Raw genomic sequence first — 13,401 nt, 5'->3', positions numbered from 1 at the left:
GAGAGTCACATGACAATTTTGCAGGATCCGACGGTCTGGGCGCTTGCTGCCGGCGTCCCTGTCGCCACCATGGTGGTCGTTCGCCAGCGAAAAACGAGTGAGTCGTTGCGCCGTCAGAAGCGGGGACTCGAAAGCGATCTGACCGAACTTCAGGGCAGCCACGCTGACCTCCAATCCACCATCGCAGAGCTCCGCAGGGGCTACGACGAGGTGGTCCGACAGGCAAAGGAAGAGGCGGAGAACGCCACCAATACCGTACTGAAGTCTGCGATGCAGACCCTTCAGGGCCTCGCGGCGGAACAGCAGCGGGCCATCTCCGGGCTGCAGAAGAAGTACGGCGATTCGGCCGTGCTGCGAGATCTGCTGGACGTCGACCACATGAACTCGCAGTTCAACCGGCGTGCACAGTCCATTGCCGTGCTCTGCGGCGGGTGGCTGGGCCGGCAGCGGGATGCGGCATCCATCTACGACGTGATCCGCGCAGCTCAGGGCCGTATCCGGCACTACCAGCGCATCGACATCGCCTCGCGGGTGGACATCGCGGTGACCAGCCGCGCCGTCGAGCCGGTCGCGCTGACGGTGGCCGAACTGCTCGACAACGCCACCAGCTATTCGGCGCCGTCCTCCATGGTCGACGTCGAGGTGCGGACGGTACCCAAGGGCATGTGCATCGTGATCGACGATGCAGGCGTCGGGATGAGCGAGGAAGAGAAGACGGCCGCCACAGCTCTGCTGTCCAGTGGGTCCGCGGTGAGCGTCTCCGAACTCGGCAATCCTCCCGCGTTCGGTTTCGCGGTGATCGGTGCGCTGTGTGCGCGCTTCGGGTTCACGGTCACCATCGACAGCACTTCTCCCTACGGCGGCGTCCGAGCGGTGGTGATGGTGCCGAAGGAGTTGCTGACCGACATGCCGGAACCCGCGAGGCCCGCCGCAACGCAAGGAGCCAACGCGGGCACAGTGGAAAGCGGTTCGGCTCCCGCGACGACAGCGGGCGACCTGCCCCGGCGACAGAACAAGCGCCGCGCCATGGCACTCGTGCCGGACAACCAGCCCGATGAAGCGACTGCGCCGCCGGCCCGGTCGGCGGAGGCACGGGTGGCGGCCATGGGCGCATTTCAGCGCGGCACTCTCAGCGGCCGAAGTGCGGGGGTACCGGCCGCCGAACGCGACACTCCTGCCGATACACACGAAGGATTCGATGCCCCGTGAGCGACGACCTGTCCTGGATGCTCGAGGACGCGCTGGCGATTCCCCATGCCCTGCACGCGGTCCTGATCTCTGCTGACGGCCTGCAGATGTCCCGCACCGCGGAGATCGGCCGGGACGACGCCGACAAGGTGGCCGCCGCCGTGAGCGGACTGCAGTCGCTCAGCCGGTCCGTCGGATTCTTCTGTGGTGACGACGGCACGACCTGGCGCCAGACGCTCATCGAGTTCGACGGTGGCTGGGTGTTCCTGAATGCCGCAGGAGGTGGCTCCTACCTCGCCGTGGCAGCGTCCGCCGAGGTCGACATGGGAGACATCACGTATCGGATGCAGCAGCTGGTCAGCCGACTGGGCAAGGCCATGTCGACCGGCCGCCGCACCGACACGGTCATCTCATGACGGATCCGGACCGTTCCGAGCCCGAGCTCGTGTCCGAGGCCGGAGAATTAGTCCGGCCCTATGTCATCACCCGTGGGCGTGACCTGCTCGACGAGGGCGCGTTCGCGCTCATCACTCTCGTCACGTCATCCACCGATGATCAGCAGCGCCCCCAGCGGCTCTCGCCCGAGGAGCAGCAGATCCTGGAGATGTGCTCCAGCGGCTACCTCTCGGTCGCTGAGATCGCCGCCCATTCTCAGCTGCCTCTGGGTGTCGTCAAGGTGCTGCTCAGTTCCCTCGCCGAGGGGGGCTATCTGGTCACCCGTGCGCCGGTGCCCTCGGCTCGTCTCGCCAACAAGGCCTTGCTTCAGGAGGTGCTCGATGGTCTCAAGGCTCTCTCTGTCTGAGGACGCCTACGTGCGCAGCGGTGCACAGCAGACTGCGGTGAAAATCCTGGTCGTCGGGCACTTCGCCGTCGGCAAGACCACTTTGATCGGCTCGCTCTCCGAGATCGCGCCGCTGTCCACCGAGGAGCAGATGACGAGCCTCTCGGAGAGAGTCGACGACCTCAAGGGAGTGCAGGGGAAGACCACGACTACGGTCGCCCTGGACTTCGGTCGCCTGACCCTCAGCGAGCGCATCGTGCTGTATCTGTTCGGGTCACCGGGCCAGCAGCGGTTCGTCAATCTGTGGGACGACATGGCCCGCGGAGCGCTGGGCGCCCTGGTCCTGGTGGACCCCGAGCGACTGGCCGACAGCTTCGAGGTCATGGATCTGGTCGAGAGCTACGGCCTCGACTTCGCCGTGGCCCTCAACCAGTTCGACGGCAGCGCGGTACACACCCCCGAAGCAGTCCGGGAGGCGCTCGACCTGCTGCCCGACACCCCGGTCGTCACCATCGACGCGCGCGACAAAGCGTCGTCCGTCAACGCCCTGATCACCATGGTCCGCTATCTGCAAGAGCGCGCCGCCCTGGAGCACGCATGACAACCCCTCCCGTACCTCCGCCCGGCTGCCCCGCACACGGCAGTGGGCAGCGCATATCCCTTGACACCCCGGAGTTCGCCGCCAACCCGCACGCGTACTACCGTTACATGCATCAGCTCGGCCCCACGGCGCCGGTCACCATCGCGCCCGGCGTGGAGGCGACCTTGGTGACCAACTACAACGCGGCTCTTGAGCTGTTGCAGGATCCCACTACCTTCCGCAAGGACGCGCGCCGCTGGCGTGCGCTGAACGAGGGCCTCATCCGCCCCGACAGCCCGGTCCTGCCGTTGCTGGCCTACCGGCCGAACTGCATGTTCACCGACGGCGCCGAGCACGTGCGACTGCGGCAGGCCATCACCGAGAGCTTCGCCCGCGTCAGCAACAGCCGGCTGAGCCGCATCGTCAACCAGGCCGCCCAGTTCCTCATCAACCAGTTCAGCGCTCGCGGCAGTGCCGACCTTCTCAGGGACTACGCGCAACAGCTCCCCCTGTACGTCTTCAACGAACTCTTCGGCTGCCCGGCGGAGATCGGCGACCGGGTCCTGTTCGGCATCTCCGGCATGTTCGACGGCGTCAATGCCGAGCAGGCCAGCCAGGTCCTGCTCCAGGCGGTGGGCGAGCTGGTGGCACTCAAGCGCGTCCATCCCGGGCAGGACATCACGTCCTACCTGATGCAGCACCCGGCACAGCTGACCGACGAGGAACTGGCGCACACGCTGGTGCTGCTCCTCGGCGCGGGCGGCGAGCCGGAAGGCAACCTCATCGGCAACGCCTTCTACACGATGCTGACCGTTGAGGAGTACGCGCGCAACGGGCAGTTCGACAAGGCCCTCGATGACACCCTGTGGCGCAACGCGCCCATGTCCAACTACGCGCCGCACTACCCGGTCTCCGACACAGACGTGGCCGGCGACAAGGTCCGCGCCGGTGAGCTGGTCCTGGTGTCCTTCGGTGCCGCCAATACGGCGCTCGCGGACCAGGGGGCCGACACCCGCGGTCACCTGGCCTGGAGCGCAGGCCCGCACGCCTGCCCGTCCAAGGAACCGGCCAGGCTCATCGCCCTGACCGGCCTGGAGGCTCTGTTCAACGCACTGCCGGACGTTGAACTCGCGGTCCCCGCGGACAGCCTCGCCTGGCGGCCCGGCCCCTTCAACCGAGCTCTGGCCAGCCTGCCCGTCCGCTTCGGTGCGGTCACCCCGCGCCCCGCGGCCGCGCCTGAGCCGACGGACGCGTCCCCTCGCCACCAGGCGCACCCTCCCCTGGCGCCCACGCCCGCGCCCGCGGAGCCGCAGGCCACCGGCAAGCCGGCGCGCTGGAGCAGCTTCGTGAGGTGGCTGACGGGCCAGTAGCCGGTGCACCGCCTGTGATGCAGGCGACACGGGCAGTTGTTGTAGCCTGCATGAAAGATCAACTGCTGGGGTAGGACAGCGCGGAGTGTCTGGAGTGACACGAGATGAAGGAGAGGCAGTGAACCTCGCAACCTCCGCGCCCCGTTCCGCAGGCAACCGGCCGGGCCAACGGCGCACCACATCCAGCAGCAGGAACTCGTGCGGGTGCGACGACCCCGAAAAGGCGCAGGGCCGAATACCCGTGGCTTACGACGGATCGGCCCTCGTCTCCCGCCTCGTTGGCGCAGCACGTCCCCGTACCTCCGCGCCGTACAGACGCTTCTTGCGGCGTGCCGTGCGAGGAACGCGATGACGTCCCTGCCGGAGGCGGGCATACCGGCAGACGAACCCGGTAATGCCACGCTCGGCGATCACGTGCTGGGTCAACTACAGCGCCTGGGCGCCGTGGTGGGCCTGAGCGAGGCGGACACCGCGCTGTACGGGCAGGTCCTGCTCGACTCCCTCGCGGACTCCGCCCGGCGACCGTTGTCTCTGCCCCCGGCGTCGCCCAGCTTCCTCTCCGACGACCACACCCCCGTCGAGTTCTCCCTGGCCGGCACGTCGGACGCCGCCCCGGCACTGCGGGTGCTCGTGGAGCCCGGATGCACCCACGAGGACATGGGCGACAGCGGCCGCGCCGGACTCGAGGCCATCCACGCGATGGCCGCCCGCTGGAACTTTTCCACCCATCAACTCGACGCCCTGCACGACTTGTTCCTCCCCGCTACGGCCCAGGGGCCGCTGTCACTGTGGTACGCGCTCGATCTGCGCGTGGGAGGGGTCCCCGGCGTCAAGGTCTATCTGAACCCCTCCGCCGCCGGACCCGAGCACGCCGCACACACCGTGCAAGAGGCGTTACGCCGACTTGGCTACGACAAGGCCTTCGCGCAGCTTCCCTCCGCGGCGGGCTATCCGTTCCTCGCCCTGGACCTGGGCTCCTGGGAGTCACCTCGCGTCAAGGTCTACGTGAAGCACCCGCGTATGTCGGCCGACGACGCCTGCGCGCTCAGCCATGCCTCCGGGGCCGCAGCGGCAGACATCCGCCACTTCTTCCACACGGCCGCCGGCCCCCTCCCGCCATCCGGGCAGCAAGAAAACGGTACGCCGCGCCTGCTGCGGCGGTCCGCGCTCACCTGCCATTCCTTCACCGAAGGCGACAGCGACCCCAGCGGCTTCACGCTCCACATCCCCGTCCGTGACTACGTGCGCGACGACGAGGAGGCCCTCGATCGGGCAACCGCCCTGCTGACCCGGTTCGGCATGGATCCCACGGTCCTGCGCCGGAGCCTGCGCGCTCTCACACAGCGACAGCTCACCGATGGTGTGGGGCTGATCGCCTACCTCGCTCTCGTGTACGAGCGAAACCGGCAGCCCCGCATCACGGCCTATCTGTCCTCTGAGGCCTATCTGACCAGGGCGCCGACAGAGCAGTACGCGCAAGTCGGTCTGTTAGCTGCGCAACGCACCCAGAGCGCTCTGAACTCCGGTCGCAAGGCCGCCGGTCATGCCATCCCGCACACCGCACCAAAGGAAGTCTCGTGGAACCGTATCGCATCAAAGTTGTAGAACCGATCGCGTTCACCACCCGAGCGGAGCGCCAGGCCGCGCTGAAGCGGGTCGCCTACAACCCCTTCGATCTGCGTGCCGACGAGGTCACCATCGACCTGCTGAGCGACTCGGGGACCGGTGCCATCTCCGCGGACCAGCTCGCCGCTGGCATGCACGGCGACGAGTCCTACGCCGGCAGCCGCAGCTACTACCGGTGGCACGAGGTCGTCTCCGAACTCACCGGTTATCCCCACATCCTGCCGACACACCAGGGCCGTGCCGCCGAGCGCATCCTGTTCTCCGCCCTGCTCAAGCCCGGCACGAGCGTGCTGTCCAACACCCACTTCGACACCACCCGCGCCAACGTCGAACTGACCGGCTGCCAGGCCTACGACTTGCCCTGCGCCGAGGCGAAGGACCTCGACAGCGATTACCCGTTCAAGGGCAACATCGACCTGATCGCCCTTGAGCAGGCGTTGGAGAACGCGCATCAAGCGCCCGTGGCGGCCGTGCTGATGACCATCACCAACAATGGTGGCGGTGGCCAGCCGGTCAGCATGGAGAACCTGTACCGGACCGCCGAACTGTGCCGCCGCCACGACGTCCCCCTGATCCTGGATGCCGCGCGTTTCGCGGAGAACGCCTGGCTGGTGATCCAGCGCGAGCCCGGCTACGCCAACCGCACCCCCCGGCAGGTCGCCGAGGAAGCCTTCCGCCTTGCGGACGGCTGCGTCATGAGCGCGAAGAAGGACGGCATCGTCCACATCGGCGGCTTCATCGGTCTCAAGGACCCTGAACTCGCCGAGAAGTGCGCGGGCCTGCTCATCGCCACCGAGGGCTTCACCACCTACGGCGGCCTGGCCGGCCGTGACCTCGACATGATGGCCCGCGGACTTGTGGAAGTCACCGAATCGGCCTACCTCGCCGAACGCGCCGACATAGCCGCCTACCTCGCCGCGCGCATCCGCGAGGCCGGAGTCGACATCGTGGAGCCTGCAGGCCTGCACGCCCTCTACGTCAACGCCGGGCGGCTGTTGCCCCACATCCCCCCGCACCAGTACCCGGGCACCGCACTGGTCTGTGAGCTCTACCTACGCGGAGGCATCCGCTCGGCGGAGCTGGGCAGCCTGTACCTCGGGGAAGAGGACGAACAAGGCAACTCCATCAAGACCGCACCTTATGAACTCGTGCGGCTGGCACTCCCCCGTCGGGTCTACACCCGCAGCCATTACGACCATGTCGCCGCCACCCTGGCCGACATAGCCAAAAACCCCGAATCGGTGCACGGCTACCGCATCGTGGGTCAGTCGCCGATCCTTCGCCATTTCAGCATCAAGCTGGAGCCCGTGCAGTCCGGCGGCTGATCTCTACTCGACACGTCGCGTCGCAAGAGTGGGGCCGGCAGCGCCGGCTCCCACTTCTTGAGCTCGACTCTGTCGGGGATCTTGGAGTTTCCCGGTGCGGCAGCGTGGTCAACGGGCATGCTCGGGACCCCTACCGGTGGATCAGCAAGCTGTCCGAAGCCGCCCGGCTGCTGGATGAGGGTGCCGTGCCCATCCTGCGGCCCACCGAGTCGGAACGCACCGAACGCTGGTCTCGTATCCTGTACACCGACCTCGCCCCCGACCCCGGCCTCCGTCCGAGCCCGCCGCCCGGAGCGAGGGTGGCGAGCCTGGCCAGGCACTAGGACGCGGGCGAGTTCGCCGCCCGCGTGCTCGGCCGCCCCCACCACGTCCTCGACCCCGAAGCGCTCCAGGAGCCCAACGTCCTCCGGCTCCACGGCGGAAGCGCCCTGATCGTGGCGCGGGACCTCGCGCTGACCTTCGGTGTCCTGATGCCGCGGCTGACCGCCCTGGCACAGCAGAAAACGCTGGATGAGGAAGCAGCCCCGCCACCAACCGCCGCGATGAACAATCGTGCTGAGGACGACAGGTCGCTTCGGCACACGACTTCCTGTCGAAGATCACGGCGCGGATCACCGAGCCGGTCACGTCATGGTGCTCAACTCCAAGGGTTGCGCGCCTTGTGTCCACGTGCAGCCGGACCACCTCTCTGCGGCCCGGCTGCTGCCTCACGTGGCGCAACGCTCCACCAACGCCCGCCACTTGGTACGCGGTCACTCAGATGCGCGGCGCAATACCTCGTGCTGCTTGCTGGCTGCTGAGCCTGGCATGGCGCGCGGCCGGCCCTCCAGGAGGTAGCTGGCGAGCGCTCCTCCGGTCCGCACCACGGTAATGCTGTTGCCCTTTCGTTCCCGTACGCCGCAAGGGCGGCGACGGCAGCCGCAGCACAGGAGACGACAAGGTGGGCCGCCCAGGTGTCCTTCTCGAGGGCCCGCTGACCGTCCGCCAGAGCTCCCGAATCATGCGCGTCCCTCGGTACCATCCGAACTTCATCGACCGCTGACCAGTCGGGTCACTGCCACTGCTTCACGGGGCGAACGTGTCACACCTCCAAGAGTGCTGGGCCCCAAGTCTTTCGGGCCATGACCGACGGCTCAGCGCAGGGCATGTGCGCCTCGCCGAATACACCGGCCTCTCCAGCGTCATCCGTACCGTCGCGTGATCCGTACTGTCGAGCGATGTGATCACTCGATCGTGAGTTCTTCCGTTCTCCGGCCGACAACGGCGGGATGCTCGCAAGGGCGGCGCGTGACCAGCGCCGTCCGGATGTCCACTGGGGGGCGTGGCATGAAACAGTCAGCGGAACGGCGCGGAAGCCTGGACGGCCAGACGGTACTGCTGGTGGCCGGACTGGCCGATCTGACGGTGAGCACGCTGGAGTCGGCGTGGGGGACGGTTCGCGGGATGCTGCGACGCTCCGACGCCGCCGAGCTGGCGACGGAGGCCGAGCGTGAACTTCTGGCGCGCGGCCGCCTGGTGATCGACCGGTACGCGACCGTGCCCCCGGCTCACCTGGAGGTGCTGGCCCAGCGGGCACTGGCTCGACAGGCCGCCGATGACGTCTGAGGCGTGGGAGCCGGACGCGTTCAAGGCCCGCGTCGACGAGACGCTGCGCCGGTTCGTCGCTGAGGAGGCAGACCAATTCGTGGCCATCGATCCGCTCCTGGGCCCGGTGGCCGGGCAACTGGAGGCGGCGGTCGCGGACGGCAAACGGCTGCGGGCGGCCTTTTGCTACTGGGGCTGGCGCGCGGTGGGACAGCCCGACAACGACGCCTTGGTGCGGGCAGCGGCCTCCATGGAGCTCGTGCACGCCGCGGCCGTCGTGCACGACGACCTCATCGACGACAGCCCGCTGCGGCACGGGCGGCCCACAGCACACCGCGCCCTGCGCGGCGCCGTACGCCGTCGCCCGCGCGCCGACGCCGCGGCGAGGTCGTTGGCGATGCTGGTGGGAGACCTGCTGATGGCGCTGGCCGGAGATCTCTTCACCACCAGCGGGCTGCCCGCCGCCTACCTGGCCCGAGCCCGCCCGGTTTGGTCGGTGATGGCCCGCGAGCTGATCGCGGGAGAGTGTATGGAGATCCTGCGCACCGGAGCTGGTCCGGACATCACGGCGTCGCTGAAAGTGATCCGCTACAAGACCGCAAAGTACACCGTCGAGCAACCCCTGCTCATCGGCGGGGCCCTGGCCGGCGCTGGGCCCCGCCTGCGCGAGGGCTACGAAGCGTATGGGCTGCCGCTGGGCGAGGCGTTCCAGCTCCGGGACGACCTGCTCGGTCTCTTCGGAAACCCGGATCTGACCGGTAAGGCCAACGCCGACGACGTGCGTGGCCACCGGCCGACAGCCCTGCTCGCGGAGACTTGGCGCGTGGCCGGCGACGACGAACGGGAGCGGCTGCGTGCCCTTCTCGGCAAGCGCGACCTGGGCGCGGAGGGCCTGCAAGAGGTGCGCCAAGTGATGGACAGCCTTGGGGCGCCTGCCCGCATCGAAGCCATGATCAACACGCGGGTCGAGGAAGCGCTCGACGCCCTGCACGCCCTGGATGTGCCGACGCACGCCACAACCGCCCTGACCGTGTTGGCGCGTTCGGCGGCCCTCCGTCTGTCCTGACTCTCGCACCGGGACGGGGTGAACCTGCGCCTTCCTGGCCCGCCGGTGTCGGCCGACCCCGCAGCAGACATATGTATAGACGCAGCAGATGCAGAAAACGAGGGCCCCGCCATGATCTACACCGAGGCATCGATGGACTCCTTGCGGCAGACGGGGGACGCGCTCGCCGACGCCACTGTCGCCGAACTCTTCGAACGCGGGCAGGTCGGCACGTTCAACACCCTGATGCGATACGTCTCCACCGCCGGTTCACCCCTGCCGGACGGGCTTCCGGACGTCGCTCGCGAGTACCTCGAAGCGACCCGTACCCCGCCGGCGTGGGTGGACTGGGGAGAGATGGAGAAGGCTCGGCTGTTCTTCATCGACAACAACGTGCACATCTCCACCGCGCTGTCCTTCGCCTCCATGCCCGCCTGCTACGTCGTCCCGCACGTGGCGAAGCTGCTGTCGACCACCCATGGACTGAAGTACCCGTCCAAACGGATGGCGGAGACCGGGCAGTTCACCGTCTACCTCATGCAGCCCGACGCCTTCGAGAGCGGCAGCCGCTTCATTCCAGCCGCCCAGAAGGTCCGCCTGCTGCACGCCTCCATTCGCCACCACCTCACCCGCGAGAACCGGTGGGAAACCAGCGTGCTCGGGACGCCGATCTGTCAGGAGGACATGATCGGCGGACAGATGTTCTTCTCGATGCTCGTGCTGGACAGCCTCCACCGCCTGGGCATCCACATGTCGACAGAAGGCGCGGAAGCGTACTACTACGCCTGGCGCGTGGTCGGCGCCATGCTCGGCGTCGACCAGGAAGCCGTCCCCACGACCGTCGACGACGCCCGCCGCTTCCTCGACCTGTACATGGTCCGGCACCTGGGGCCCTCCGAGGAGGGCGCGCATCTGACCCGGCAACTCATCGACCTCTACGAGGAAGTGGTGCCCGGGACCGTGCTCGACCCGATCGTCTCCGCCCTCATCCGCTTCCTCGTCGGAGACACCTGCGCCGACTGGCTGGCAGTTCCCCGCACCCCGTGGGACACCGTCGTCAAGACCGTGCCCCATCTCCTGGGCGTACTGGAGACGATCGAGGACCGCTCCCCCCTCGGCGCCTGGGCGCTGGACCGCCTCGGCCATCTGACCAGCGTTCTCGAACTGTCCTCCCTCACCCGCGGACGCGTCATGCACTACGCCATCCCCGAGCAGCTCAAAAAGGATTTCGGCGTCTCCACCACGGTCCCCCGCACCCACCGGTGGACCCCACCAGCCACCACGGTCCACTGACCGCCAGTCTCTCACCGGCGCAGAGGGGGACACGTAGACGGTCGCCGACCTCGCTGGCCAAACACCCGCGGTCCAAGCCGCACTTCACCCCGACCGGATCCTCCTGGATCAACCAGGTCGAGCGGTGGTTCCAGGGCACGTCTCGTACCGTCAGCGGTGACCGAGCCGCCGTGGTCCAGGTGGAGGCGCAGCGACGGGCGGTGGGCGGCGGGTGAGCGAGCCCCGGGCGCACCGGGCGCGCGCAGCGAGGGTTCGGGGGCGAGGATGCCGATGTGCAGGAGATGTTGCGCGGCAGCGTCGGGGGCGGGAGGGTTCCAGCGCAGCCAGCCCCATGCCGTGGGTCCGCGGGTGGGCGGCCGCTTCATGCCGGGCTGGTGGTGCGCGGGCAGTGCGGGTAGGGCCGGGCGGTCATGGGTTCGTCGATCCGGTGGGCGGTGACGCGGACGCAGGGCAGCTGCCGGAAGTGCGGGCAGCGGCCGGGGCGGCGCAGACGGTGCAGCGGCCGTCCCCGGCGGGTTCGGCGCGGCGGGGTGTGGGTCCGGTGCACAGGGGCCAGTTGAGGCAGGCTGGACAGAGATCCTGGCCCTGGGCGCGGGGGGGGCTGCCGCAGCCGGCCCACTCCACCAGCACCCGGCGGGCCACCGTCTCGGCAACCGTGCGGTCCGCGGCGCCCGTTGAAGGCGGCGGCGCGTCGGCGGGCGTGGCGGCGTCGGGCGGGGTGGTCTGTGCGGCGCGCAGCCGGGCGACGACCGTGCCGACCGTGTGGTGCAGGGTCATGGGCAGTGGCCGGTCGGCGATGACGTAGCGCAACTGCTTCGGCGTCCACCCTTCATCCAGCAGGCCCTGCACGATACGGCCCTGATCGGCCAGGGCCTGCCCGGTCAGCAGCAGTTCGGGCTGCCTCGCGCCGATCGCCCGCAGCAGCCGCTCCCCCGCCGACAGCATCGCGGAGCGGGTCTGCTCCCCCGGCTCCCAGGGCGGTGCGCCCAACACGCGCGCCCGCGCGATACGGACGGACGGGGTTGGTCTTCTGGTTTCTGGTCTTCTTAAGACTGGTCTTCTTTGGTGGGCGATTACCGACGTCGGTTTACCCGACGTCGGAAAATCGGACTCTGGTTGCGACCTGCGGCTTTGCACGATGAGCGCCGGTGCAGGGGCGCCATCGCCCAGCAGCTCGTACAGGTGGGTCGGGGCGTCGGTGAGGGCGTAGAGGACCTCGCCCAGCGTGCCGTCCTCACGCCGCTGCTGCTCGCGGGTCAGGTAGCCGTACGCCTCCAGCTCCTGAAGGCCCGAGCGCACCGCGCTGCGGTCGTCAGGGCCCCACCGTGCAAGCTCCGTTACCGTCACGCGCCAGCCGTCGCGGTGTGTCGAGACCAGCCCGAAGAGTCCCTTGGCCTTGAAGGAGATCCGACGATCCCTGAAGAGCGCGTTGACGATCTGCGTGAAGCGGTCGGCGGCCATCCCACCGCGCCTAATCCCGGCGCCGTACCCGCTCACCACTGCCTGCCGGGCACAGCGGCACAGGTGCATACCGGGCGACGGACGGCGCCATGCAACGCCGGCAGGGCCTCATGCGGTGGGCTGCCGGGGAACCGGGGGTGTTCGTGATTCATGCCCCCGAGGCAACCCGCCAGCCCCGACCAGTCTGTCGACCACTGATCCCCGACCCCGGTAACGGAGCGGTCACAACCACCCGGAACACGGTGGTCAGGCCCGACCACCGGCCACCCGGCGGGATTTCCCGCCCGGGGGGGCGGGAGTCTGCTCAACGTCCGGGCACGGTGTGCACGGTGGCAGTCCTCCTGCCGCTGCTGCGCACTTGAGCCTCCGCCAACTTGAGATCACAGCTCAAAGGGCTGGGGTGACCGGCTCTGGGCGTACTCACGCCGGTGCCGGGTGACTGTCTGTGCAGCAGGCTATCTGTCAGCGATCGGTTTGGAGGTCTGTCAGGAAGAGCAGGGCGTCTCGTGGGCAGTCGACGGGCGCCACAGTGCCCGTGCGCCGACAGCCGGGCGGCATGGCTCAGCCCAGCGTTGCAGTTGCCGCACGCAGGTCTTCCAGGGCTGCCAGTGCATGTGGCGCGAGCCCTTCTGTGTCATCACGATCGCTTTCAGACCACTGGGCGTATCCCTGCTTGAACGCGAGGACTCCCAGCTCGGCGGCGAGGTGCGCGGTCGGGTCGGGGATGCCGCGGGCGATGAGCGCGGCTGTCATGGCGGCCGCGAGACCGACGCTCTTGAGGGCGTCGCGCTCTTGCAGTTCGGTGCTGGCTGCCACGGCTGCTCTGAGGCGGGGGCCGAGTTCGCGGTTCGTGGGTCCCATGGCGCTCGATGCGCGCTTCAGACCGGCTGCCACCGCCTGGAGCGGGCTGGCGCTCGCAGGGGCCTCGGTAATGCCGTCGGCGAGCAGCCTGCTGAGCGTCTCCTGGCCGGCGACCAGCAGCTCGCGCTTGTCGGAGAAGTGCCGGAAGAAGGTGCTTTTGGTGACGCCGGCGCGCTCGGCGATCTGCGTCACCGTGGTGGCGTCGTAGCCCTGCTCCGTGAACAGGTCGACGGCCGCAACGACGAGTCGCTGGGTCGCCCCCGGTTGCCATCTAGCCATGAGACCAG

12 protein-coding genes are annotated in these 13,401 nt (G+C 68.6%); 10 read left to right on the top strand and 2 right to left on the bottom strand.

Features of this window, described 5'->3' with window-relative positions; translation table 11 throughout:
• Positions 1-9 precede the first annotated feature (9 nt).
• The 10 genes from OG302_RS41700 (at position 10) to OG302_RS41655 (ending at position 10,792) form a co-directional block, all read left to right on the top strand.
• The gene (locus tag OG302_RS41700; RefSeq protein ID WP_371749954.1) at positions 10-1,209 is read left to right on the top strand and encodes an ATP-binding protein; all 1,200 of its coding nucleotides are present in this window, start codon (positions 10-12) and stop codon (positions 1,207-1,209) included.
• Entirely contained in the window at positions 1,206-1,604 is a 399-nt protein-coding gene (locus tag OG302_RS41695) for a roadblock/LC7 domain-containing protein (RefSeq protein ID WP_371749953.1), read from the top strand. Before OG302_RS41700 ends, OG302_RS41695 begins: the two co-directional genes overlap by 4 nt.
• Positions 1,601-1,990, top strand: coding sequence for a DUF742 domain-containing protein (locus tag OG302_RS41690; RefSeq protein ID WP_371749952.1), 390 nt, complete (start codon positions 1,601-1,603; stop codon positions 1,988-1,990). The genes OG302_RS41695 and OG302_RS41690 overlap by 4 nt, the downstream gene beginning before the upstream one ends.
• Positions 1,965-2,570, top strand: a complete 606-nt coding sequence (locus tag OG302_RS41685) for an ATP/GTP-binding protein (RefSeq protein ID WP_363213270.1) — start codon at positions 1,965-1,967, stop codon at positions 2,568-2,570. Before OG302_RS41690 ends, OG302_RS41685 begins: the two co-directional genes overlap by 26 nt.
• Positions 2,567-3,919 carry a cytochrome P450 gene (locus OG302_RS41680; protein WP_371749951.1) on the top strand — a complete coding sequence of 451 codons (1,353 nt, stop codon included), beginning with the start codon at positions 2,567-2,569 and terminating at the stop codon, positions 3,917-3,919. Before OG302_RS41685 ends, OG302_RS41680 begins: the two co-directional genes overlap by 4 nt.
• Before the next feature lie 348 nt (positions 3,920-4,267).
• Positions 4,268-5,524 (top strand): tryptophan dimethylallyltransferase family protein, encoded by a 1,257-nt coding sequence (locus OG302_RS41675; RefSeq protein ID WP_371749950.1) that lies wholly within the window; start codon positions 4,268-4,270, stop codon positions 5,522-5,524.
• On the top strand, positions 5,497-6,870 hold the full coding sequence (locus OG302_RS41670) for a tryptophanase (protein WP_371749949.1): 1,374 nt from the start codon (positions 5,497-5,499) through the stop codon (positions 6,868-6,870). Before OG302_RS41675 ends, OG302_RS41670 begins: the two co-directional genes overlap by 28 nt.
• A gap of 1,326 nt (positions 6,871-8,196) precedes the next feature.
• Positions 8,197-8,475 (top strand): polyprenyl synthetase, encoded by a 279-nt coding sequence (locus OG302_RS41665; protein ID WP_371749948.1) that lies wholly within the window; start codon positions 8,197-8,199, stop codon positions 8,473-8,475.
• A complete protein-coding gene (locus tag OG302_RS41660) occupies positions 8,465-9,520 on the top strand; it encodes a polyprenyl synthetase family protein (protein ID WP_371749947.1) in 1,056 nt (351 codons plus the stop codon). Before OG302_RS41665 ends, OG302_RS41660 begins: the two co-directional genes overlap by 11 nt.
• A gap of 111 nt (positions 9,521-9,631) precedes the next feature.
• A complete protein-coding gene (locus OG302_RS41655) occupies positions 9,632-10,792 on the top strand; it encodes an oxygenase MpaB family protein (RefSeq protein WP_371749946.1) in 1,161 nt (386 codons plus the stop codon).
• A gap of 408 nt (positions 10,793-11,200) precedes the next feature.
• Here OG302_RS41655 and OG302_RS41650 read toward each other — a convergent pair whose 3' ends face one another.
• Positions 11,201-12,253 (bottom strand): hypothetical protein, encoded by a 1,053-nt coding sequence (locus tag OG302_RS41650; RefSeq protein ID WP_371749945.1) that lies wholly within the window; start codon positions 12,251-12,253, stop codon positions 11,201-11,203.
• Between the two features lie 561 nt (positions 12,254-12,814).
• Entirely contained in the window at positions 12,815-13,393 is a 579-nt protein-coding gene (locus OG302_RS41645) for a TetR/AcrR family transcriptional regulator (protein ID WP_371749944.1), read from the bottom strand.
• Positions 13,394-13,401 lie beyond the last annotated feature (8 nt).

Origin of the sequence: Streptomyces sp. NBC_01283 (genome assembly GCF_041435335.1) — a bacterium.
GTDB lineage: Bacteria > Actinomycetota > Actinomycetes > Streptomycetales > Streptomycetaceae > Streptomyces.
This window is presented reverse-complemented; position numbering and strand designations above follow the sequence as displayed.